Origin of the sequence: Mesobaculum littorinae, from assembly GCF_004011175.1 — a bacterium.
Taxonomy (GTDB): Bacteria; Pseudomonadota; Alphaproteobacteria; order Rhodobacterales; family Rhodobacteraceae; genus Tranquillimonas; species Tranquillimonas littorinae.
Window position 1 is genome coordinate 345,066 of record NZ_RQXX01000001.1, and the last position, 22,704, is coordinate 367,769.

A 22,704-nucleotide genomic window follows, 5' to 3' on the forward strand; every position below is an offset into this window, starting at 1 on the left:
TTGGCCCATTCCAGAACAGCCGTAATCTCCTATGCGGTCCTCGCCACCGGGGCGTTCTCGATCGGCACGACCGAGTTCGGATCGATGAGCCTTCTGCCGCCCATCGCCCGGAGCCTATCGCTATCAGAGCCGGCGGCGGGGCACCTGATCAGCGCCTACGCCCTCGGGGTCCTCGTCGGCGCGCCGCTGATCTCGATCCTCTTCAGCCGATCCCCGCGCAAACCCGTCCTGATCGGGCTGATGTTGCTGGTCGCGCTCGGCAACGGGCTCAGCGCCCTTGCTGCGGCCTATCCCACGATGATGGCCTCTCGCTTCCTCGCAGGCGTTCCGCACGGGGCCTATCTCGGAATGGCATCCCTTGTCGCGGCCTCGCTCGCCCCCGAAGACCGCCGGACCGAGGCCGTCGGCTATCTGCTTCTGGGCCTGACCATCGCCACGATCGTGGGCGTGCCCGGCGCGACCTGGCTTGGAACCTTGGCGGGGTGGCGATGGGGTTTTGCCGCCGTCGCCGCACTGGCCCTTGCGACCGCCGCGGCGATCCTCGTCTTCGTGCCGTTTCAGCGGGCCGAAGCCTCGGCCAGCCCTTTGCGCGAACTCGGCGCGCTTACGCTGCCCAATGTGTGGCTGACCGTCGGGATCGCCGCGATCGGCTATGGCGGGCTCTTCTCGGTCTATGCGTACCTGACGGCGACGCTCGACCAGGTTACCGGCGTGTCGGAGGTCGTGGTGCCCTTCGTCGTCGCGGCCTTCGGCATCGGCATGACGATCGGCAGCCTCGTCGTGCCGCGCCTTGCCGACCGCGCCCAGATGCCGACCGCGGGTGCCACGCTGGTCTGGACCGCCGTAGCACTCGCGCTCTATCCGCTGGCCGCAGAGAACGTCTGGTGGATCTCGCTCGACGTTGCCTGCATCGGCGTGATCATGTCGATGACCGCGGTCCTGCAAAAGCGACTCATGGACGTCGCAGGCGATGCGCAGAACCTTGCCGCTGCGCTGAACCACGTCGCGATCAACACCGCGAACGCCCTCGGTCCGTTCCTCGCCGGGCTGGCACTCAGCGCCGGGTTCGGGCTGACATCGACAGGACTCGTGGGCGTGGCGCTGACCTTTGCAGGGCTGGTCGTGTGGGCCTTCGCATGGCGCTACGACCGTCTTCATGGAGGACCCGGTAGACATACAGCCCCCTCGCCGGAAGGCGGTCTCGTTCAAGCCCGGACCGCAATGGAGGATCTTCGACCATGATGCACCGCTTCGAAAAGATGCACGGTCTCGGAAATGATTTCGCCGTCTTCGACTTGCGCGAGACGCCGTCAGACTTCGATCCGGCTCTCGTGGCCGCCCTCGCGGATCGGCACACAGGCATCGGCTTCGACCAGATGGTACTGATCGGTCCCTCCGACATGGCGTCGATCCGCGTCGAGATCCGCAATGCCGACGGAAGCCCGGCCGAGATTTGCGGGAATGCGTTGCGCTGCGTGGGCCTTTTGATTGGGGGAGAACTGTCGGTGGAAACCGGCAGTGGCATAGCACGTGTCGTGACGACAGATGACGGTGTCGAGGTCGCGTTGCCAGAACCGCGCATCGCCCCGGTGGACGCCCAGTCGCTGACTCCCGAGAGCTGCCGGATGCTCTCCGCGCTTCTACGGGCGGAGCGGGCCGAGCCGCTTTGGCATGTCGATGTCGGGAACCCGCACCTCGTCGTTCTGGTCGACGACATCGGAGCGGTTGACGTGGCCAATGCCGGTCCGATTCTCGAACACGCCCCTTTCTTCCCCGACCGCATCAACGTGGCCTTCGCCCGAATTGCCAGTGCGGACCGGATCGACCTGCGCATGTGGGAGCGGGGCGCGGGCGCGACGCGGGCCTGCGGATCAGGGGCCTGCGCCGCGGCCGCCGCGGCAATCAAAGCAGGCCTGACTGGCGACCACGTCACGGTCGACCAACTCGGCGGTGGGCTTTCGGTGCGATGGGTCAGAGGCGAAGAGCTTACGATGGTCGGGCATGCGGCCCATGTATATTCCGGCCGGATCGAGGTGCGCACATGAGCTCGACCTTCGATCTTCTTGCGCTCGTCGGAGCCGGAACGCTGGCTGGCATCATCAACGCGATCGCAGGTGGCGGTACGTTCTTCACCTTCGCCACGCTCATGGCAATCGGCCTGCCCCCGGTCGCGGCAAACGCGACGAGTGCGGTCTCGGTTTTGCCCGGTCAGATCGCCTCCGCCCTGGCCTACAGGCGCGAGATTGCAGCACTCGCCCGCGTTCTCGTCCCGCTCTGCGCGATATCGGCGGTCGGAGGGCTGTTCGGCGGCTGGCTGCTTCTCAATACCGACGACACGACCTTCCGCGGCCTCGTGCCGTGGCTTTTGCTTTTCGCGACGATCCTATTCGCCGTGTCGCCGCGCATTCCCGCGTTCATGCAGCACATTAGGGGCGGCGCGGGCATGACAACCAATCCGGTCCCCAAGGCCACGATCGGAGCACTGGCGCTGCAAGGCATCGTGGCGATCTACGGAGGATATTTTGGGGCCGGCATGGGCATCATGATGCTCGCGTCCCTCTCGATCGTCTTCGGCGACCGGTTCCACGACGCCAATGCCTCCAAGAACATCCTCGCGGTCTTCATGCAGGGCTTCGCCGTAATCCTCTTCGTCTTCTCCGGACTGGTGCAGTGGCCGGAGGCCGTCGTCATCACGCTGTCCAGCATCACGGGCGGATTCCTCGGCGTCGTCGTCGCCCGCCGCGTTCCCGTTCCGGTCATGCGCTGGACCGTGGTCGCTGTCGGCGCCGCGTTGTCGGCATGGTACTTCGTCAATTGACGGGCAAAACCTCGAAGCTGCATTCAAGCAAGATGGGAGCGTTCCAGTGGATACCGTTACGTGGCAGCGCATCGAAGGCGCGCTCGTCTTTCTCGCGGGGCTCGCGCTATATGCGTTCACGGGCTACGGGGCGCCGTGGTGGTGGGCCGTCCTCATTTTCTTCGCACCGGACCTCAGTTTCGCAGCGTATTCGTTCGGATCGAGATGGGGTGCCGTCGTCTATAACGCTGCACACATTTATGCGCTTGGTATCATTCTCGTCGCGTTCGGTGCCGCTACAGATGCCGGTCTTCCGTCCGCACTGGGTTCGCTCTGGCTTGCCCATTCGGGGTTCGATCGCATGCTCGGCTACGGTCTCAAATCTCCCGCCGGTTTCAACGTCACCCACCTCGGTCGAATAGGCGGTCCAGAAGCGAAGTGATCTTCGCCAAACCTTCCTGCATGCCGAGCCGTTCGCTTGCGAATGATCAGGATATCACCTCGGATTTAGGACGATCGTCCCGCACCTCGCCGGAAAGGAACAGATGATGCCCACCCCGAGGTTCGATGGCGATACGAACGTTTGAGAGTGCGCGTCACGGCCAATAAGTGCTCTGGTTACCGAGCCAAGCTGGACCGCTTGCACCGGGCAGGTGCATAGTGACCGCAGAACTTCATGCATGGTGTAGCGAAAGCTCACTTCGCCCGCTCCTCCGGCAGTCGAGGCCGCGCCGCCGCAAGTCCGCGCCGAACTCGAAGTTACAGAATGCTGCGGCGATCTCGCATGGGACTTCTTCGTTTTTGGCGGAAGAACTCACGACATTGATAAGAACTGGGACACGTCTGAAGTTGTTTTCGCAGATATCCGTTGATCGTTGCGGGGTCGCCGCCTATGACACTCATCATGATGATCAAGATCGCTCTCACCACACTCACGACGACCACGCCTCTTGGGCGGGTTCTCAGGTCGTGAGCTGATCTCATCATCCTCACCACCCAACCCCGCCGGGCATCCGCGCGGGGTTTTCTTTTGCCATGCGGGTCCCGGTCGTCTCCATCCGACAAGGACACCGATATGGAACACGAAGATCACCGCATGCTGGCCAATCGCCTCGACCTTTATCACATGGAGGAGAACGCGCCGGGCATGATCTACTGGCACCCGGCCGGCTGGCGTATCTACCGCGCCCTCGAGGACTACATCCGTGGGTGCATGCGCGCTCTAGACTACGAGGAGGTGCGCAGCCCGCAGCTCCTGCCGCGCGAGCTGTGGGAGAAATCCGGCCACTGGGAGAAGTTCGGCGAGAACATGTTCGCCGTGCCGCGCCCCGAAGGACGCGAGTTGGCGCTCAAGCCCATGAGCTGTCCCTGCCATCTACAAATCTTCAACGCAGGCCATCGCTCCTGGCGCGACCTTCCGGCGCGTTATGCCGAGTTCGGCATCTGCCACCGCGACGAGCCTTCCGGGTCGATGCACGGGTTGATGCGTTCGCGCGGATTCGAACAGGACGATGCCCATGTCATCTGCCGCCCCGAGCAAGTGGTCCCGGAGGTCGCCCGCTTTGTCGGCCTGCTAAAAAAGGTCTATGCCGATCTCGGTTTCCCTGACTTCGACGTGATGCTTTCGCTTCGGCCCGAGAAACGGGCCGGGTCCGAGGAGGACTGGGACGCGGCAGAGGCGCAACTTCTCGATGCGGCCCGCGCCGCGGGGCTCGACCCGGCACTGTTGCCAGGTGAAGGGGCCTTCTATGGGCCCAAGCTCGAGTTCGCACTGCGCGATCTGCAGGGCCGGTCTTGGCAGTGCGGAACCATTCAGCTCGACATGGTCCTGCCGGGCCGTCTCGAGGCGAATTACATCGGCGAGAATGGCGCACGCCATGTGCCGGTGATGCTCCACCACGCGGTGCTGGGCTCCATGGGCCGCTTCATCGGGATCCTCCTTGAACACCACCGTGGTCGGCTGCCGCTTTGGCTTGCCCCCGAACAGGTGGCCGTCCTGCCGATCTCGGAAGAGCAGCGCCCCGCAGCTGAGGCAGCCTACACGGCGATGCGGGACGCTGGACTGCGTCCGGTGATGCTTGACCAGGCCGAAACCCTGCAGCGACGCCTCCTAATTGCGCATGAGCGGTTGATTCCGGTCCATGCGGTGATCGGTCGACGCGAGGCCGCCGCGGGACAAATCATGCTGCAGGACGGCAATGCCAAGAGAGCGGTAGCGCTACGGGACGGCGTTTTGCATCTCAAATCCGCCGGGAGCGCGCCGTAATGAGTAAGTCCTCTCGGCTTCACCCTCATCGCAATCTGCGCAGCCATCATCGGGCCGGCGTAGGTTTCAGCTCAGCCTGGAAACTCTGCTCGCGCAGCACGGTGCTATTCGAAGCCTTGGATACTGAGCGCTTCGACGTCCATCCGCTCCCAAGGCCGCAGACCGCACAGGCCGGTCATCACCCGACAAGTCGTTTCCCTGCAAGATGGAGACAACGGCCTGTCACATCCAATTTAAGCAATGCTTTAGCGGCGCGTGCTGCGGCAACATTAAAGCTCACATTCGAGCAATCGCGGCGAAAGACCGAAAAGTCCCGCATAGGCGACCTTGGGTCGTTGGAAATACTGCGGCAGAGATGAATTGCCGCTTCAGTGGCGCAACGGTACCACACCGGCGGTCGCTTCGAACGTCAGCTCAGGGCCAAAAGTGTCGGGCGTTGCCGCATTCCTGGCGGTCGGCCCGCCGCGCCGCCGCATGTCCGGGCCCAGATCGAGAGAGGCTTACCAAGCCGATTTTGCATGTGCTGCTGTCTTTCTAAGGTCTGACCATAGGATGGCCCTCCCACCCTCAATGGTTCCTTCAGCAAACCGCGACCGCAGAGATCGGCCCCTGCCTAGGCCGCCATCGTGCCAATCTCCTCGGACTGTTTGGTGGATTGACGCGCATCAAAATGGCCACGGCAGGCTTGGCGCTGTCGGCACCTGCGGCCAGGTTCATTCACTTTTGGCCGGACTACGCCTTTCACCTGTGAGATTGCCTGTGCCAACCTCGAAACCGCTTGTATTGTCTACCTGAACCCAGTCGCTTCCGAGATCATGTCCGCCAGAGCCAGCATATTGTCCCGCCTTCATCTTCAGGGGCTGCGCCACTTCGAAGCCGTGGTTCGCCTCGGCACGTTCGAGGCGGCGGCGCGCGAGTTAAATGTCACTCCCGGCGCAGTCAGCCAGCAAATTCGTCGGCTGGAAGACGGATTGGGCGTTTCCTTGTTCCACCGCTATGGCAACCGTTCGGAGCCTACCGACGCGGCGCGGCAGATCGCGCAGGGCCTTTCCGATGCCTTCGAGCAGATCGAACAGGCACTGGAGATCGGCACCGGAAAGTCCAGCTCTGCTTCGGTCAAGATCAAGCTCTATCAGACGTGGGCGAACCGCTGGCTCATTCCTCGGCTGGAAGCGTTCGCACAGCAATATCCGGACATTTCCGTCGAATTCGAGACCGGTATCGAGAGCGTCGACGCGGGGTGGGCTGACCTCGACATGGCGCTCAGTATGCGGCCAGAGGAGTCGCCCGACATTACCCGCGTGCCACTGTTCACGCCGCACCTTCTGGCGGTCTGCACGCCCGCCGTCGCCGAGCGGCTGGGACCAAGGGTGGACCTGTCGCTCACGACGCGGATTGCCTCTCGCAACCGCATGGAAGACTGGCCCAACTGGATGGCCGCCGCTGGACTGTCGGCGGATGACAAGAAACCCCTCATGGTGTTCTCGAACTCGACACTGGTCTACGAGGCTGCCTTGGCCGGGAACGGGGTGGCAATCGCTCAGTTGGAGCTGGTTTTGCAAGACCTTGCCGAGGGGCGGTTGGTGCGTCCTGACCCGACGATCATCGACGCAGCGTCGCCCATCGTCCTGCTGCGCCCCGTCTCAAGGCGTCGGCGCAATGCCGCCGGCTTGTTCCATGACTGGCTGGTGGCCGAAGCAGGGGGGCTGCGTGCCCGTACGCAGGCCTATCTCGATGCGTCGGGTCGGGACGCCACGATCACCCCTCGGTAACGTGCTTTGCAAAGGCGGTGATCTCGTCAGCGATACGGCCGGTGCGGAAGGCCTCGGCCCCATGGCCGACATGCGGGACCACTTGCAGGGTCGCGTTCACCCCCGCATCGAACAGCCGATTGGCGAAATCCGCGCTTTGCCGCCACGGCAGGACGTGGTCTTCGCGCCCGTGCAGGATCAGGAAAGGCGGCGCGTCGGACCGGATATAGTTGGCCGGGCTGATCTCGCGCAGCAGGTCCATCCGGTCCAGGGGCGGCTCGCCGAACATCAGCCCAAGCGGGCTGTCGGCGCTGACATGATCGGTGGCCAGATCATCGGCACTCTCCAGCAGATGCGCCAGGTCATAGGCGCCATAGACCGCCACGATGCCGCACGGGGACAGGTTCTCGACCGGATGGAATGCGGCGTGATCCTTGGCCAGCACCGCCAGCGACGCAAGATGAGCCCCGGCAGAGGTGCCGGCCAGCACCATGCGGTCCGGGTCGATGCCATAGTCCGCGGCATGATCGATCAGGTGGCGCAGCCCGTCATTGACGTCCTGCACCTGCGCGGGAAAACGCGCATGCTGCGCCAGCCGGTAGCCGATGCTGACCAGAGCAAAGCTGTGTTCCAGAACGAACATGGTGCGTACCGCCCGCTTGTCGCGGCGTTGCCAGGCCCCGGGATGGAAGAAGACAACGACGGGCAACGGACGCGCTGCGCCTTCCGGCAGATACACGTCGTAGGCCTGACGTTCGTGGGGCCCGAACGAGACGTCATGGATCACCTCGACGCCCGGAGGAACCTCCGGCAGGGGGATGACGGTCCCGGTATGTTGCGGTTTTGCTGAGGTCTGCGTGTCGGTCATGGGGAGTCCTTTTGAAAAGCCCGGACCTGTGTCGGTCCGGGCATGTCTGCGATCATCCGGGCAGCTTGAAGCCGACCTTTTCGGCATACCAATCTGCCAGCCAGGCGTGGGCCTCGGGCGACATGTCCGCCACGGTGCCCCACAGCGCCCGGGCGTCCTCCCCGGTGTAGAGGTCGTAGCCGCCGAGCGACTTTTCGTTGGCCGCGCGGAACTCGGGATCGGCGATGACCTTCTCGAAGGCGCGGCTGTAGGCGTCGACCACCTCGGGCGAGGCCGTAGACGGCAGTACGATGGCCTTGCCGACGGTGATGGCCGCGCTGGTCAGCGCGTAGTAGGCCTCATAGGCGGGGCCGCTCAGCGGCTCGCCATGGACCTCCTCGTAGAGCTCGATGAACGTCGGCACGTCGGGGAAGTTCGGATCGCGCACGATCTCGCCCGAGGGGGCGATGACACCGCCGGCCATCATGGTGATCGCCTTTCCCTCGTCCACCAGCGGCTGGACGCTGCGCATGTAGGCTGCAGTGGTCTGGTGGTCGAGGTTGAACTCGCCACGCTCAAACCCGATGCGACCGCCCCCGCGTTCCAGACCCCAGACGGATTTCACGTCGAAGCCAAGCAGGTCGAAGGACAGCACGGTCAGGATGTCGGCCGAGTCCTGACGCCCGCCACCGAACACGAGATCCGCGCCCTTCATGCCCTCGATGTCGCCCGTCTCCGTCGCGCCGGTGGCGGGCGAGACGTAGTAGAGGGGACCCATCGGCGCGATGAAGACCGGTACGAACTCATCCAGCGTGAAGCTGATCTGCGGCGCCCCCAGCGTCCTGGCGATGAAGATCGACGAGGACATGGCCAGGAAGTCCGATCCATCGGAACTGGCGCGTTTGCTGAAGCGGTTGGCAGCAGGAATACCGCCGCCGCCCGGTTCGTTCCGGACAAGTATCGTAGGCTCGTTCTCGAACGCCTGGGACAGATAGGGCGCCACCGCGCGTACCAGCGTATCGCTGCCGCCGCCTTCGCCGAACGGCACGGTGGCGTTGATCCGGTTCAGACCCAGATCCTGCGTGGCGGCTGGCAGACTGGTCCCAAGGGCGACAGCCCCGGCCAGCAAGATGGTCTTGAGTTTCATGATCGTCTTCTCCTCCTCAGAAGTAATCCCACGGGTTCAGTGACAGGACCCAGCCATCCGGCAGGAAGGTCCCGGATTGATAGGTCAGGAACAGGTAGACCCCGACGATGCTCACCACGCCCAAGGCCACGGCCAGCGACTTGGCCCGGGCCTCGACCGTCAGGAAGGCCGCCATGAAGAGCGCCGCTCCGGCGAAAAACCGAAACAGGCGATGGACAGCACGGCCGCGATCAGCCACGCCGCCGTGTGCCAGAAGGACACCGAGTAGCGCGGGCCGGTGACGTGGCTGTCCTCCAGAGCCGAGGGCGCGCCGCGGCCCAGTTGCAGCAAGATCACCGCGCAGGCCGTCAAGCCGAAGCCGCCGGCGACCATCGGGAACATGCGTCCCAGCGGTTGCAGGTCCTTCACCATCCACAGAGCCGCCGCAAAGAACACAGCCAGCAGGGCGGGCAGCACCAGTTGGGTTGCGCGGGTCTGGCGGATCCTGTCGATCTCCTCAGGATTGTCGACGGTCTTCGTCATCTGCTGCTTGATCGAGGTCCCCAGGATCAGCAGAATCACGGCAAGCAGGATCAGCACGATGGGCCGCGACAGGAAATCGGTCAGACTATAGAGCTGGGCCGTCTGGTAGAGCGACTTCTCGAGGTTCTGCTGCAGGACAAAGCCGATCAGGAAGGCCGGTCGGGAAAAACCGAACCGTCGCATCGCGACGCCGATGGCGCCGAAGAGCAGGATCAGAAACAGGTCGCGCGGATCCCGGTTGATCTGCAGCGTGGCAAAAGAGATCGCTACGATCAGAAAGGGTGCAATCCAGGCGAAGGGGATCAGCGTCAGCTTGGCCAGATGTCGGGAAAACAGGAAGCAGGCCCCGGCTCCCAGGATATTGGCCAGTGCCAAACTCCAGATCATCAGGTAGGTCAGGTCGATATCCTGCGTCAGCATGCCCGGCCCGGGCTGGATGCCGATCAGGATCAGCGCCGACAGCAGCAGCGCGGTGGAGCCGGACCCCGGCACGCCGAACAGCAGCGTCGGCACCAGCGCTCCGCCCATGACCGCGTTGTTCGAGCTTTCGACGCCGATCACGCCGCGCACGTCGCCCTTGCCGAACTGACTTTTGTCCTTGGCCGACCGCACGGTCTGGCCGTAGACGATCCAGTCCACCACCGCGCCGCCGACACCCGGCATGGCGCCGACCAGGCAGCCGACGGTTGCCGAGCGCAACACGATCCACTTGTTGCGCAGGACGTCGATGACCCCTTGCCGGGTGCCGTTGCCAAGGCTTGGGCGATCCGAGATCGAGCGGTTCTGCTGGATCAGGTCGACGATCTCGGGGATGACGAAGACCCCGATCACGCAGGCGATCAACGGAAGGCCGTCGCCCAGATAGAACAGCCCCAGATCAAGCCGTTGTTCGCCGCTCGCGGGCGCAAATCCGACCGAGGCCACGACCATGCCGAAGGCGCAGATCGCCACGCCCTTGGGCAGACTCTTGCCGGACAAGGCCGCCACGCTGGCCACACCAAAGAGGATCATCATCAGGATTTCGGGGATGCCGAACCAAAGGATGACCTGCTTGGCCGACTGCAACGTCATGGTCAGGACCAGCGCCCCGAACAAACCGCCGATCACTGAACTGAGAAAGCCGGCCGACAGCGCCCTTGCCGCCTGACCCTTCTTGGCCATGGGAAAGCCATCCAGCACCGTGGCCTGGGACGAGGCCGATCCCGGCACGCCCAAGAGGACCGATGTGATCGTGTCCCCCGTGTTCACGGTCGCAAGCATCCCGATGACCATCGCCATCGCCGCACTTGGATCCATGCCGTAGATGAACGGAATCAACAGAGAAAGGCCCGCGGCCCCCCCAAGCGCTGGCAGGATGCCCACCACCAGGGCCAGCAAAGCGCCGAACATCAGGTATAGAACCGCCGACGTACCCGTCAGCGTCTGGAACGCCTCGATCATGTATCCTCCCTCATCGGCTCTCCCTGCCGAGTGGGAGTACGAGTGGCACTAGGGCAGGATTAGTGAAAATGACAAAATCTATTCGTTGCGTTAGTTTTTGTAAGTGCTCCAGATCTGATCAAGGCGAGGGTCTCGTGTTTGTCAGGGCCGTAGGAACCGTGTCTGAGACCGAAAAAAGCCAGTAAAGTGCTGCCTTTCGTGATCTATCTGGCGAAAGATCGCTCCCTGAGCTTCCTAACTGTTGCCTTTGCATCTGCAGCGAACGTCAGAAAGGTCCGCGCTGCGGACACTGATCGGTTGGACAATGCTGAGCGATGCCGGAATGAGCGGTTCTGAGAAGCTGCGCTGCAGCAGTGGCCAGTCTGGCGAACGGCGGACTAGTGCTCGATCTCGGATGCCGCGTAACGCAGCGACCACCCTGGCCGGCCCCCGCAAGGGTGGTGGTCCCTGAAATAGGCTCTGGCGCCAGATGGCGTACGTGAAATGGGCAGGTCGTAGCCGGATCAGGCGTCGACCCGGGGGATCGGTGCCCCGGCGGAGGTGACAAGCATGAGGATATCGTCGCGAAGCTCCGGCAGGTGACCGACCAGGTATCGCAGGGCCTATCAGTGGCAGGGCAGGACCGGTTCGGTGCCCTGGGCGCGAAGACGGCGGTCATCGAACCCGGCAGTCCCCAAGACTGTCGGGGGGGGCAGATAACGGTCCAGTGGACCGTTGTCCCGAGGCAGGGCGACTGCGAGAACGTCCCCTCGAAGCGCCGCGACGACCTCCCGACCGGGGAGGTCTTCTCCTTGCTGGCCCAAGACGCGCATGGTGATCGACGCATGGGGGATCCGTTAGGCTACCGTATGGCCCCACCGGCCCCTTGGCCATCGGCCACCCGCGCCAGAGGCAGTCGACTGGACGCCTCGCGACCGCGGATTGCCCCCGCCCCAGCCAACGGCAGTGCCATCGAGACCCGTCATGCACCGAGACTGGAACCGGGCCACCCGATAGGGGCAGGGGGCCTCTGCCAATCCGGCGAAAGCTAACAGGGGAGCTCAGGGGACCAGACTTTGGAGAGAAGCGTGACCCGGATGAGCGACACCGATCCCACCAAGACAAGGAGGATGAGCTTGATCCAGACCCCCGACTAGGGAAGCGGGCCTAGTACTGGAAAATAACCGTCCCGTCAGCAGCTTCGGCGCACCTTCATGCAAACACATCCGCGACATAGCGGCCATGCTCGCGCTCCATCTCATTGGCCCATGCATGGGCCTCGGCATCGGTGACCTGCATCGCGTCGCGGTAGATGCGCACGAAGGTGTCGCGCACGGCAGGCGCCATGTGTGCGCCGTCGCCGCAGACGTAGACCGAGGCGCCGGCGCGGAACAGGGCGGTGATCCTCGCGCGATCCTGCCAGACGCGATGCTGAACAAAGGTCACGTCACCCTCGGGCGCCTGCGAAAAGGCCGGACGGATATCGACCACGCCCTCGGCCTGCCATTGCTCCAGCTCGTCGCTATACAGGTAGTCGACCTCGGGGTGGTCGATTCCGAAGAACAGCAATGCTTTGCCCACGTCGCGCCCTTCGGCCTTCTGGATCGCGCGTTCCTGGAGAAATCCATGGAACGGAGCGATGCCGCTGCCTGCACAGACCAATATGATCGGCACCGCAGGATCTTCGGGCGGATGGAAGGCCGCCTGCGACGGCCGCACCGCGACAGAAACCGCCGCTCCCTCGGTCAGTCCCGCGAGGAAGGTCGAGGCGACCCCCAGATGCCGCCGCTCCCCGGCCAGGGCGGGCGCATCCAGCACGGCAAGTGTCAGCGAACACCGGGACGGATCGCGCAGCGGCGACGAGGAGATGGAATATTGCCGTGGCCGCATCGGCGGCAGCGCGGACAGGAACTGCGCCAACGGCAGCTCGCAGGCCGGGAAGCGTTCCAGCAGGTCCAGCAGGGTGACCCGTTTCGCCAGCAGCTCGCTCGCATAGGCGTCTTCCTCGGCGAGCGCCTCAAGTACGGCGCGGTCCGGCGGGCAGCGTGTGGCAGCAGCGAGGCGGGCGACCTGTGCCCGTGTCGCCGGTTGCGCCAGTTCCACATAGTCGGCGAGGATATGTGCCAGCTCGACCGGCTGGCCCGAGGGCAGCGATCCACCGCCCGGCTGACCCCCGATCATGACCTGAGTGTCGGCGGCAAGGCCGAAGCGGCGCAGCACCCGTTCAATATCGGCCTGCGGATTGCGCGGCAGCACCGCCAGATAGTCCCCGGTGCGGTAGCTCATGCCGGTCGGCAGCGCGATTTCGATATGGCGCTTGGAGCGCGCCAGCGGCGAGGTCATGTTGACCAGTTCGCGGTTCTCAAGGATGCGCCCCTGGTTCAGATCGGTCAGGCGCAGGACCTCCAGCCTCTTGGATCCGATGACCTCGACCTCGAGATCCTCTTTCGCCGGTTCGACCGGCGTCCGGCCAAGCGCATGGCCGAGATCCTGCCAGAGACCGGCATACCAGGCATCGAAGGCACCAAAGAAATCGCCCGCCGCATCGGTCCCGCCCCTTTCCCTAATTCGCGTCGCGCCTGCCTGCCCCATGGCGGCGTCGATCCGTTTGGGGATCGCCTGATAGGTCCGCGCCCACTGCCGGTTGCCGGAGCCGAAGACGGCGAACTGCACGCCCTCCAGCGCATCAGCCGCCAGCCCCTCGACCCATGGCACGAACCGCCGGGCATTGTCCGGCGGCTGCCCTTCATACGAGGCTGTGACGATAATGACGGCCCCCTCCCGCGGCAGGTCTTCGACATGGGCGTCAAGCGGTGCCAGCGTCGCCTGATAGCCCTGCGCCGCCGCGTCCTGCGCGATCTGCTGGGCGAAGGCTTCGCAGGAGCCGGAGTTGCTGCCGTAAAGTACCAGGAGCGGGGTGCTGTCGGCGCCCGACTGCGCGGGGGCGTGCGCCTCTGACGCGGCCCGGGACAACGCAGAGGGTGCCGTGTTTCGGGGGCGCGGGGCAACATCCTCCCGCGGCCTGGCGCGGATGCGGAAACCGTCAGGCTTCAGCGTCAGCGTTTCCGCGATCTTCAGCTGATAGCCACTGTCCGCCTCGGTCAGGGTGAAGCGTTGCAGCAGCATGGTCAGCACAAGCTGCGCCTCCTGCATGGCGAACCCCCGACCGATACAGGCCCGGCCGCCATTGCCGAACGGCTTCCATGCATGGGGGGGCAGTTCCGCCGCGCGCTCGGGGTCAAATCGTTCTGGCCGGAAGGTGTCGGGATCGTCCCAGACGGCAGGATCGCGGTGCAGCTTCGGGATCAGCACCAGCAGCGTATCGTCGGGGGTGACCGGATAGCGGCCCCCCAGCAGGGTCGGTTGATGCGGCGAGACCGCGAAAACAGGTGCGGTGGGCCACAGGCGCAACGCCTCCTGCAGGACCTGTTCGATATAGCCCAATCTCGCCAGATCGCCGACCGCCGGTGCCCGGCCGTCCAGCACGCTGTCCACCGTATCGCGCGCCCGCGCCATCGCATCGGGGTTGCGCAGCAAAAAATAGAGCGCGAAGGACAAAAGCCCGCTGGTGGTTTCATGCCCGGCGATGAGAAAGGTCACCAGTTGGTGGCGGATGTTGTCGTCGGGCAGGCCTTCGCCCGTTTCCGGGTCCCGGCCCGACAGCATGATGTCGAGCAGATCACCCCGCTCGCCCACCCGACCCTCGGCCCGGCGCTCTTCTATGATGGTTTCGGCCACGCGCTTCATCAGCGCCAGATCCGACTCGTATCGCCGCCGCGACGGCAGCATCATCGCATTCGCCATATCGGGACGCTTGGCGCGCATGCCAGCCTCGGCCAGCGCATCCGACATGGCGTCAATGAACGGATGCGTCTCGTTCTGGTAGAAGCTGTTGAAGCGGTAGTCGAAAGCGCAAAGCGCGATGGTGTCCAGCGTCAGCCGCGTCATGCTGTCGGCAACGTCGATTACGGCATTCGGGCCGAAAAGTCTCCAGCGCGTCAGCATCTGGTCGGCGATTTCCTCCATCCGGTCGAACATCGCGCGCACGCCGATCGGACCGAACGCGGGCATCAGCAGCCGGTGCGCCTTTCCCCAGTTGGGTTCGTCATTATGGGCGGTGAACAGGCCATCGCCGCCCAGATCGCGCAGCATTTCCAGCGGACGGTGGACCTTCTTGGAAAAGCGGCCCTGATCGCAAACCTCGCTTACCAGGGCCTGAGAACTCAGAACCAGCAGCGACTCGCCCAGCCCCGCCAGCCGGTAGATTGGCCCATACGTGTCGGCCATCCGGATCAGGCTCTGCACAGGCTTGGCCTTGTCGATCAGGCCGAGGTTGCCGATCAGAGGCAGACCACGCGGCTGAGGAATGAGAGAGGTCGTGTCGGACGTCATGGCGGGCGTTCCCCTAGTTTGTCAGGGCATTTCCATCCCCGGGCCGGGGTTGGTGGACGAGGGTGGAGATGATCGTCTCGATCAGCATTCCACGGGCCTGTGTCGGGGCGATCTCGGGGTCGATCCGGCCGATGAATTCGGGGAAACGAAACGGCTGGCTGAGCATGCTGTTAAGCAGCACATAGACCAGCGCGGGATGCGCCCCCCGGATGATCCCCGCCTCCATCCCGGCGGTGATGAGCGGGCGGCTCGCCTCATAAGCGGGTCGCAGGAGTTTTTCCGTGACGACCGCCGCCTTCTCATCGTCATCGGCGGTGATGCTGAGCACGAAGTCCCGGACATGCGGGAACGCATCATAGTAATCGCTGGTCAGTGTGACCGCGTCGCGCAGCCGTTCGGTCAGGGGGCGGGGGTCGCTGTTGGCCAGTTCGGCAGCCGCTTCCAGCGCGGGTGTCATCGCCTGGGCGAGCTTCTCCACGCAGGCCATCCAGAGGCCGGTCTTGCTGCCGAAGTGAACGCGGATCAGGTTCTGACTGACGCCGGCAGCCGCTGCGATCCCGCGCAGATCGGCTGCCACGAACCCGTGCCGGGCAAAGGCGCTCATGCCCGCAAGCAGCAGAGCTTCGCGGCCGCCACCCTGATTTTTGGGCGGGCGCCCGCGTGGTCGCGACGGAGGGCGTTCAGCCATCGATATGTCCTTTTAATATTCATCTGAACATTTATGGGGGAGCGCATGGATTGCAAGACTACGCGATATGGATCGGTACGGATGACGGCAGCGGCTCCGCGGGGCGTCGGCGCAAAGCTCTGAGGCAAGGTGGCATTGGGATCACCCGTCCTCGGGTCAGGACCCATTTCGGCAGATTGAAGAGACCAGTCGCCGCGAGCGCGATGGACTAGAAGAAGAGATCTTTGCACCGACCTTAGCGCGCCGCGATACCTCGCCGGTCCCTTAGGCGGGCCAAGAGGTTCTCGATCCGGTGGCGCTTGCGACGGAGGCGGCGGTTGTCGCGGGCAGGGCGCTTGCGGTTTCGGGGCGGCGGAGGGCAGGTCCGCGTGCCCCAATCCTTCAGTCCGTTGCGAAACCAGTCGGCGTCACAGACCTCGTCGGCGAGCAGACGCTTCGCTGGCGGGATTTGCCCGGGCAGGGCCAAGGCGCCTCTGGCATCGCGCATCTGCCAGGCGGAAAGGAATACCGGCAGCGGACGCCCACGCCCATCGCACAGCAGGTGCAGCTTCGAGTTCAGTCCGCCCTTGGTACGTCCGATGGCGCGCGGGCGGAGCCCTCGTTTGAGAGGCTGATCGCGATGCGTTGAGCCTTCGGATGGGGGCTGTCGATCATGATCGTCTCGCCATGGGGCCGGGGGCGGCCGACTCTCGGGAGATCCTCAGGAAGACCCCGCGACGGACCATCGCACCAAACGGTTGTAGAGCGTCCTGTGCGGGCCGTAGGCCGAGGGCGCGAGCGCCAGCGGAGACCATTGCGATGCACGTGAATGAGCCCGCCCAGCACCCTGCACTCGGCGGCGCGCACCACGCCTCGGGCCCGGGGGAGGACCGGCCTCAACCGCTCCATCAGCGCCTCGCTCAGCCAGAAGCGCTCGCTCATGCCGCAACCGATCGACGTAGTTTGAATCACGCAGCCTCCGGCCTCTCATCTCAATTTATGGGTTTCGACCCCAGGCTGTTGCGCCGCGAGGCGTGGAGGTTCGAGTTCTCTCACCCGCGCCCTCATCCCATCTTAAGGCGCCGCCCGGGTGCAGTTGGACGCCTGACCTTGCTGCCGGCCCCGGGCGGGCGGGGGCGCGCCGCCCATTGCGTGGGGGCGTATCTCTGGCCTATGCCCGCTTCATCGCCGCCCCCGGTGCGTCACCGGTGCGAGGGACGGGCAGGGCGGCGCTTCGGTGCCGATGGTGCCGATCCGCCGCCCGATGACACGAATAGCGAGGCGACATGACGTCCCACCCCACCGGAGACCGCCTGCGCGTGGTCATCGACACCGACTGCGCCAACGAGATCGACGACCAGTTCGCCCTGGCCTGGGCCCTGTTCGCGCCCGAGCGGCTGAAGGTCGAGGCGACGGTGGCCGCGCCGTTTTCGTTCCGCCACCACCTCGCCCCCCTGCGCGCGGGGGCGACGCCATTCCACCGTGCCTGGGCCGATCGCCTGGCCCGTGCCGGGCGCAGCATCGACGCGCTCGACCGCGACCTGGTCCACCCGGACGCCGGCATGCGGCTGAGCCTCGACGAGATCCGGCGCATCCATGCGCTGTGCCGGCGCGAGGTTCCCGCCCATGCAGGCGCCACGCGGTACATGGAGACCCCCGACGACATCGTGTGGTCCGAGGGCGCGGAGGCCATCGTCGACCTGGCCAAGAGCGGGGCGGCGCCGCTTTACGTGGCCTGCATGGGCTGTGTGACCAACATCGCCGCGGCGCTTCTGCGCGCGCCCGAGATCGCCGAGCGCATCGTCGTTCTCTGGACCGCCGGTTACCCCACGCGGCAGCCGCATCCGCAGCACTCGGCGCTGAACCTCGTGCAGGATCCGCACGCGACGCGGCGGCTTTTCGATTGCGGCGTGCCGCTGGTCTACCTGCCGGGATACCACGTGGGCGTGCAGCTGCGCCTGTCGCACCCGGAGGTGGCGCAGAACGTGAAAGGGCGTGGCGCGCTGGGCGACTATCTCTGGCAGCTTTACGACCGCAACCCGCTGCACGATATGTTCGCGACCGAAGAGCCCCGGCGCCGCAGTTGGGTGATCTGGGACATGATCGACATCGCGTGGCTGTTGAACCCCGACTGGGTGCCGACCTTCGAGACCCCCGCGCCGGTGCTGACATCGGACCTTCGATGGGAAGCCCGCCCCGGGCGCCACATGATCCGCGAAGCGCACGACCTGCAACGCGACGAGATATTCCTCGATTTCTACGCAAGGCTAGGTGCGGCCGACGCAGGCTGATCCCGGGTCGGGACAGCAGGGCGACGGCGAAAGCCTGCTTTACCGGCGTGCCTGTCGCCTGCGGTCTACCGCAACCGGTGGCGGCGCCGGGCGACGTCCCATGAGGCACATCGTTGTCCGGGGGGTGTCCCGTGCGTGCCGAGTTCTAAGTGGCGGGTCATGCGCCACAGGTGCCTTTCCAGATTTGCCGGAGTTCCGATGCCCCTCAGCCTTCTCGTCGTCTCGAGCGAGACCCCCGACCAGCAGGCCGCACGGCGCAAGCGTTCGGGCCTCGCCTCGCACGAAACCTATGCCGGAACCCTGCGGCAGATGCTGGGCGAGGTCGAGATCGCGCAGGCCTCCTGCGTCGACGGGGCTGCCGACCCGCCGCGGGATCTGGCGCGGTTCGACGGCGTGATCTTCGCCGGATCGCCGATCCAGATGCACGAGGACCGGCCCGAGGTCCGACAGGCCGCACGCTTCATGGCGGCGGTGTTCGAGTCCGGGTCGCCCGCCTTCGGGTCCTGCGCCGGGCTGCAGATCGCCGCCGTCGCGGCGGGGGGCACCGTGCGCCCGCGTGCGGCCCCGATGAACGCCTGTTTCTCGCGCAACATCGTCGCGACCGAGGCCGGCCGCGGGCACCCCATGCTGGGCGGACGTCCGGGAGCGTGGGACGCGCCGACGATGCATTCGGCGATCGTCGACCGGCTTCCCGCGGGCGGCCGCACGCTGGCCCGCAGCCGCGACGTCCCTGTCGAGGCGGCCGAGATCCGTTCAGGTGCGGGCGTGTTCTGGGGCGTGCAGTATCATCCCGAACTGGCGCTGACCGAGATCGCCGATGCGCTCAGGGCGCAGACGGCGGCGCTGATCCGGCAGGATCTGGCCCGCGACGACAGCGCGGTCGACCGCTATGCCGCCGATCTGGAAACGCTGGAGGAGACTCCGGCTCGAAGGGATCTCGCCTGGCAACTGGGTCTCGATGACGAGGTCGTCGACCTGCGCCACCGTAGACGCGAGATCGCGAATTTCCTGCGGTTCCTGGGTGCACCGGCGGGGCCGGGGGCGGACTGACTGCGCCGCGGCCGAAAGAGATCGGCAACCAGAGCCAGGCCGACGCGACCCTTAGCCAATGGGAGCATGCCGAATTCCGGGCGTGCTGTCGGCTGTCTGCAAAGCGTCGGCTATAGCCCGAAGAAATGCAGGCGGCTACGGGGGGCGTGACCAGTGCGGTTCCGCGCTGCCGAAAGGGCAGGGCGGTGCCCCCCGGATCGCCTGCGGGGAGGCCGGAGTGAGACGGAGCCGGCTGCTTGGGTCTTGACCCGACAAAATCGGTCGGAATAAAGCTGAACGGCGCCGCGCCCCGAGGATCCGCCAGATGAGTTTCAGCCCCCGCATGACTGCCTTCGTGACCGGCATTTCGGTCACGGACGCGTTGTGCACGCTGTCGCTGGACGGGATCGTGATCGATCTGTGGCGGGTGCAGTCCGACGCGGGCGCGCGGGGGCGCTATGTCTCGCCCGATCCGCGCATCGTGGTCGAGCTGGACCGCGCCAGCCTGTCCCTGTCGCGCCGGCCCGAGCCGGTGCCGCCCGCCGGGCCCGTGCACTACGTTCCCGCCGGGGTCGAGACCTACGCGCATTGCGCCGCGGCGGGGCCGATCCGGCATCTCGACCTGCATTTCGACAGCGAGGCGCTGCGACGTATCGTGCCCGGGGGCGACCTGTCGCGCCCGCGGCTGATGCAGCACGCCCGCCGGTGCGAGGCTCTGGCCCTCATGCTGGCCGATCACTGCGCCGCGCCCGAGCGGGGGGATGACCTCGCCCTGGCGTTGGTCGCGGCGCTGGCCATCGACCTGCTGGGGCCGCCGCCGTTGCCGCACGACGCCGCCACCTCCGCGCCCGCGCGCGGCGGGCTGACGGGCTGGCAGCTTGACCGGGTGACGGGGCATCTGCGCGACAACCTCACCCGCCGCGTCCCGGTGGAGGAACTGGCCGCGCTGGCCGGGCTGTCGCCGTCGTGGTTCGCACGCGCCTTCAAGATCTCGACCGGGGTGCCGCCGCACCGCTGGCACATGCGGGCCCGGATCGACCGGGCCGAGGCGCTGCTGCACGGCGGTCTCGGACCGGCCGAGACGGCGGCCGCCACCGGGTTTTCCGATCAGGCGCACCTGACGCGGACCTTCCGCGCGCTGCGTGGCATCACCCCGGCCGCGGCGAGGCGCAATGCGGCCGCGCCCCGCGCTTTGCCGCAGTCCGCTTCAAACGGCGGTTGATTCCGACAAGATCGATCAGGTTCGACCTGCCAGGGTGGCGCCGATCCTCGGAGCACGGTCCCGCCGTGCCCCGCCAGACGCTGACGAAGGACCACCCCAGATGACACGTTCGATGCAAGCTGGCCCCGGGGCCGATCTCAGGGCCGGCCTCAGGGCCGGCTTCAAGGATACCCTCAGGGATGGCCTCCGCGTCGGTCTCAGGGGCGGCACGGCCGCGCTTGCGCTGATGTTGCCCGCCATGGCCACGGCGCAGGACACGCTGGGCACCATCGTGCTCGAGGCCGAGGAAGACGCCGGCACCGGCCCGGTGGGCGGCATCGCCAACCCGGTCACGACGACGGGGGCGGGGACGCCAACGCCCCTCAACGAGATCCCGCAAAGCGTCACCGTCATCGGCAGCGAGGCTCTGGAGGCGCGCAACGTCACCACCGTGGGCGAGGCGCTGCGCTATTCGGCGGGCGTCTTCTCCGAGGTCTACGGCGACGACGGGGACTACGACTGGCACTTCATCCGCGGGTTCCAGTCCGACCAGACTGGGGTGTTCTGGGACGGGGTGCAGAACCTCTCCTACGGGTTCGGATCGCTCTACGTCGATCCCTACACGCTGGAGCGGATCGAGGTGCTGCGCGGCCCGGCCTCGGTGCTCTACGGCGGGTCGAACCCCGGCGGCGTGCTGAACTACGTCTCGAAACGTCCCGGCGGGCGGGTGCGCGAACTGACCTTCGGCGCCAACGACGCGGGCCGGGTCTGGACCGGCATCGACTGGGGTGACGACCTGGGGCAGGGGCGCGCCTACCGCCTGACCGCGCGGATCGAGGGGGGCGACACCTACGACGACTTCAACGACGGCGTGCGCGGCGTCGTGGCGCCGGGACTGTCCTTCACGCTCGACAGCGGTACCAAGGTCACATTGCTGGGCAACTACACCCATGCCGACGAACAGCATTCGGGCGGCACCTTCCTGCCCTATTACGGCACCGTCGTGCCCGCGGATTTCGGCACGATCGACCCCGAGACGAACTTTTCCGACCCGGACTGGGATTACTACGACCGCCGCCAGGGGGCGCTAACCGCCATCGTCGAGCACGAGTTCGGCAATGGCTGGAGCCTTGGCGCCACCGGCCGCATCGCCCATGCCGAGATCGAAGAGGGGTATTTCTATCCCTCGGGCTACGACGGGTTCCAGCCGCAGCCGGGCGACGCGGGGCAGCTTTCGCTGGGCGCCTTCACCCATGACAGCACGCTCGATGCCTACGAGGGCGATCTGCACGTCGCGGGCGACATCACGACAGGGGGCGTCCGCCACGACCTGCTGGTGGGCATCGACGCGCGGCGGTTCGAACTGGACCAGACCCAGACCTCGAACTTCACCTTCACCGCCGACCCGCTGGATCCTACCGCCCCCGGCACGCCGGTGATGGGCGACCCCTATATCGACGGGGTGACCACGCAGGACGTCTTTGCGATCTATGCGCAGGACCAGCTGCGGTTCGGGCAGGGGTGGATCGCCACCGCCAACCTGCGCCACGACTGGGTGACGACCGAGACGCGCGGCCTGACCGAGTTCGTGCGTGAGGACAGCGAAACCTCGTACCGCGCCGGTCTGGCCTATGAATTCGCCAATGGTCTGACCCCCTACGCCGCGGCGTCCAGCTTCTTCCTGCCGACCATAGCCTCGCCCGCCGAGGGCGTGACCAAGCCCGAATCGGGCGACCAGATCGAGCTGGGGGTCAAGTATGCGCCCGCGGGGATGGATGCCTTCGTCACCGCCTCGGTCTTTCGGATCGACCGTGAAAACGTGATCACGGGGACCTTCGGGAATTACAGTCAGCTGGGCGAGGTGCGCAGCCAGGGGGTCGAAGTCGAAGGCCACTACGGGTTCGGCAACGGGGTCCGCCTGCAGGCAGCGGCAACGATGCTGGATCTCGAGGTTACAGAGGATGCCAACCTCGATCTGGTGGGCAACAGCCCTGTGCTGATCCCCGAAACCCAAGCGGCGCTGCGGCTGGACTACGACTTTGACGGCGGGCTTCAGGGCCTGAGCCTGGGCGCGGGCCTGCGCTACCAGGGCGAAAGCTGGGCGGACGAGGCCAATACGCTGAAGGTCGGGACGGCAACGCTGGTCGATCTTTACGCGGGCTACGACTGGGACAACGGCTGGGGCCTCGACCTGGCCGCGACGAATATCGGCGACGAGGCCTACGTCACCGGGTGCCGCGGGCTGGTCACATGCTCCTACGGGGCGGGGCGACAGATCAGCCTCGACCTGACCCGGCGCTGGTAAGCGGCGGCCCGGACGCCTAGAGAGGCGCCCGGGACCGCACCGGCCGGATCGCGCAGCCTCCGGAACCGTC

At 65.9% G+C, this 22,704-nt stretch carries 16 protein-coding genes and 1 pseudogene; 10 read left to right on the forward strand and 7 right to left on the reverse strand.

The window, feature by feature from the left end; all coding sequences use genetic code 11:
• The 6 genes from EKE94_RS01655 to EKE94_RS01680 all read left to right on the forward strand — a co-directional run bounded on the left by EKE94_RS01655 (position 1) and on the right by EKE94_RS01680 (position 6,835).
• Entirely contained in the window at positions 1 to 1,242 is a 1,242-nt protein-coding gene (locus EKE94_RS01655; protein WP_164870782.1) for an MFS transporter, read from the forward strand.
• On the forward strand, positions 1,239 to 2,045 hold the full coding sequence (dapF, locus tag EKE94_RS01660) for a diaminopimelate epimerase (protein ID WP_127904861.1): 807 nt from the start codon (positions 1,239 to 1,241) through the stop codon (positions 2,043 to 2,045). The genes EKE94_RS01655 and dapF overlap by 4 nt, the downstream gene beginning before the upstream one ends.
• Positions 2,042 to 2,818, forward strand: coding sequence for a sulfite exporter TauE/SafE family protein (locus tag EKE94_RS01665; RefSeq protein WP_127904862.1), 777 nt, complete (start codon positions 2,042 to 2,044; stop codon positions 2,816 to 2,818). Before dapF ends, EKE94_RS01665 begins: the two co-directional genes overlap by 4 nt.
• Before the next feature lie 46 nt (positions 2,819 to 2,864).
• On the forward strand, positions 2,865 to 3,239 hold the full coding sequence (locus tag EKE94_RS01670) for a DUF4260 domain-containing protein (protein WP_127904863.1): 375 nt from the start codon (positions 2,865 to 2,867) through the stop codon (positions 3,237 to 3,239).
• A gap of 633 nt (positions 3,240 to 3,872) precedes the next feature.
• Positions 3,873 to 5,063 carry a threonine--tRNA ligase gene (gene thrS, locus EKE94_RS01675; RefSeq protein WP_127904864.1) on the forward strand — a complete coding sequence of 397 codons (1,191 nt, stop codon included), beginning with the start codon at positions 3,873 to 3,875 and terminating at the stop codon, positions 5,061 to 5,063.
• An 836-nt stretch (positions 5,064 to 5,899) separates the two neighbouring features.
• Positions 5,900 to 6,835: a LysR substrate-binding domain-containing protein gene (locus tag EKE94_RS01680; RefSeq protein ID WP_164870783.1), complete on the forward strand. Its 936-nt coding sequence runs from the start codon at positions 5,900 to 5,902 to the stop codon at positions 6,833 to 6,835.
• Here the strand turns inward: EKE94_RS01680 and EKE94_RS01685 are convergent.
• The 7 genes and pseudogenes from EKE94_RS01685 to EKE94_RS01710 form a co-directional block, all read right to left on the reverse strand.
• Entirely contained in the window at positions 6,822 to 7,682 is an 861-nt protein-coding gene (locus EKE94_RS01685) for an alpha/beta hydrolase (RefSeq protein ID WP_164870784.1), read from the reverse strand. The genes EKE94_RS01680 and EKE94_RS01685 overlap by 14 nt on opposite strands.
• Positions 7,683 to 7,734: 52 nt before the next feature.
• Positions 7,735 to 8,808 (reverse strand): type 2 periplasmic-binding domain-containing protein, encoded by a 1,074-nt coding sequence (locus EKE94_RS01690; protein WP_127904867.1) that lies wholly within the window; start codon positions 8,806 to 8,808, stop codon positions 7,735 to 7,737.
• 16 nt (positions 8,809 to 8,824) lie between these two features.
• The gene (locus tag EKE94_RS18530; RefSeq protein WP_164870785.1) at positions 8,825 to 8,983 is read right to left on the reverse strand and encodes a hypothetical protein; all 159 of its coding nucleotides are present in this window, start codon (positions 8,981 to 8,983) and stop codon (positions 8,825 to 8,827) included.
• A complete protein-coding gene (locus tag EKE94_RS01695; RefSeq protein WP_127904868.1) occupies positions 8,968 to 10,770 on the reverse strand; it encodes a tripartite tricarboxylate transporter permease in 1,803 nt (600 codons plus the stop codon). Before EKE94_RS01695 ends, EKE94_RS18530 begins: the two co-directional genes overlap by 16 nt.
• A 1,191-nt stretch (positions 10,771 to 11,961) precedes the next feature.
• A complete protein-coding gene (locus EKE94_RS01700) occupies positions 11,962 to 15,141 on the reverse strand; it encodes a bifunctional cytochrome P450/NADPH--P450 reductase (protein ID WP_127904869.1) in 3,180 nt (1,059 codons plus the stop codon).
• A 13-nt stretch (positions 15,142 to 15,154) separates the two neighbouring features.
• Entirely contained in the window at positions 15,155 to 15,829 is a 675-nt protein-coding gene (locus EKE94_RS01705) for a TetR/AcrR family transcriptional regulator (protein WP_127904870.1), read from the reverse strand.
• Positions 15,830 to 16,037: 208 nt separating this feature from the next.
• A pseudogene (locus tag EKE94_RS01710) lies at positions 16,038 to 16,750 on the reverse strand (IS5 family transposase).
• Positions 16,751 to 17,094: 344 nt separating this feature from the next.
• Here EKE94_RS01710 and EKE94_RS01715 point away from each other — a divergent pair.
• The 4 genes from EKE94_RS01715 (at position 17,095) to EKE94_RS01730 (ending at position 22,634) form a co-directional block, all read left to right on the forward strand.
• Positions 17,095 to 18,099: a nucleoside hydrolase gene (locus EKE94_RS01715; RefSeq protein ID WP_127904871.1), complete on the forward strand. Its 1,005-nt coding sequence runs from the start codon at positions 17,095 to 17,097 to the stop codon at positions 18,097 to 18,099.
• 198 nt (positions 18,100 to 18,297) lie between these two features.
• The gene (locus EKE94_RS01720; RefSeq protein ID WP_164870786.1) at positions 18,298 to 19,149 is read left to right on the forward strand and encodes a glutamine amidotransferase-related protein; all 852 of its coding nucleotides are present in this window, start codon (positions 18,298 to 18,300) and stop codon (positions 19,147 to 19,149) included.
• Between the two features lie 304 nt (positions 19,150 to 19,453).
• Positions 19,454 to 20,350 carry an AraC family transcriptional regulator gene (locus EKE94_RS01725; RefSeq protein WP_127904873.1) on the forward strand — a complete coding sequence of 299 codons (897 nt, stop codon included), beginning with the start codon at positions 19,454 to 19,456 and terminating at the stop codon, positions 20,348 to 20,350.
• 100 nt (positions 20,351 to 20,450) lie between these two features.
• Complete coding sequence (locus EKE94_RS01730) at positions 20,451 to 22,634, forward strand: TonB-dependent siderophore receptor (protein ID WP_235855860.1); 2,184 nt, start codon at positions 20,451 to 20,453, stop codon at positions 22,632 to 22,634.
• Positions 22,635 to 22,704: the final 70 nt, after the last annotated feature.

What these genes read in the sequence shown, in the direction of transcription:
- thrS (WP_127904864.1), top strand. Translation starts at nt 3,873, where the DNA reads ATGGAACACGAAGATCACCGCATGCTGGCCAATCGCCTCGACCTTTAT.
- EKE94_RS18530 (WP_164870785.1), bottom strand. Translation starts at nt 8,983, where the DNA reads ATGGCGGCCTTCCTGACGGTCGAGGCCCGGGCCAAGTCGCTGGCCGTG.
- EKE94_RS01690 (WP_127904867.1), bottom strand. Translation starts at nt 8,808, where the DNA reads ATGAAACTCAAGACCATCTTGCTGGCCGGGGCTGTCGCCCTTGGGACC.
- EKE94_RS01685 (WP_164870784.1), bottom strand. Translation starts at nt 7,682, where the DNA reads ATGACCGACACGCAGACCTCAGCAAAACCGCAACATACCGGGACCGTC.
- EKE94_RS01725 (WP_127904873.1), top strand. Translation starts at nt 19,454, where the DNA reads ATGAGTTTCAGCCCCCGCATGACTGCCTTCGTGACCGGCATTTCGGTC.
- EKE94_RS01720 (WP_164870786.1), top strand. Translation starts at nt 18,298, where the DNA reads ATGCCCCTCAGCCTTCTCGTCGTCTCGAGCGAGACCCCCGACCAGCAG.
- EKE94_RS01700 (WP_127904869.1), bottom strand. Translation starts at nt 15,141, where the DNA reads ATGACGTCCGACACGACCTCTCTCATTCCTCAGCCGCGTGGTCTGCCT.
- EKE94_RS01695 (WP_127904868.1), bottom strand. Translation starts at nt 10,770, where the DNA reads ATGATCGAGGCGTTCCAGACGCTGACGGGTACGTCGGCGGTTCTATAC.
- dapF (WP_127904861.1), top strand. Translation starts at nt 1,239, where the DNA reads ATGATGCACCGCTTCGAAAAGATGCACGGTCTCGGAAATGATTTCGCC.
- EKE94_RS01665 (WP_127904862.1), top strand. Translation starts at nt 2,042, where the DNA reads ATGAGCTCGACCTTCGATCTTCTTGCGCTCGTCGGAGCCGGAACGCTG.
- EKE94_RS01730 (WP_235855860.1), top strand. Translation starts at nt 20,451, where the DNA reads ATGACACGTTCGATGCAAGCTGGCCCCGGGGCCGATCTCAGGGCCGGC.
- EKE94_RS01705 (WP_127904870.1), bottom strand. Translation starts at nt 15,829, where the DNA reads ATGGCTGAACGCCCTCCGTCGCGACCACGCGGGCGCCCGCCCAAAAAT.
- EKE94_RS01715 (WP_127904871.1), top strand. Translation starts at nt 17,095, where the DNA reads ATGACGTCCCACCCCACCGGAGACCGCCTGCGCGTGGTCATCGACACC.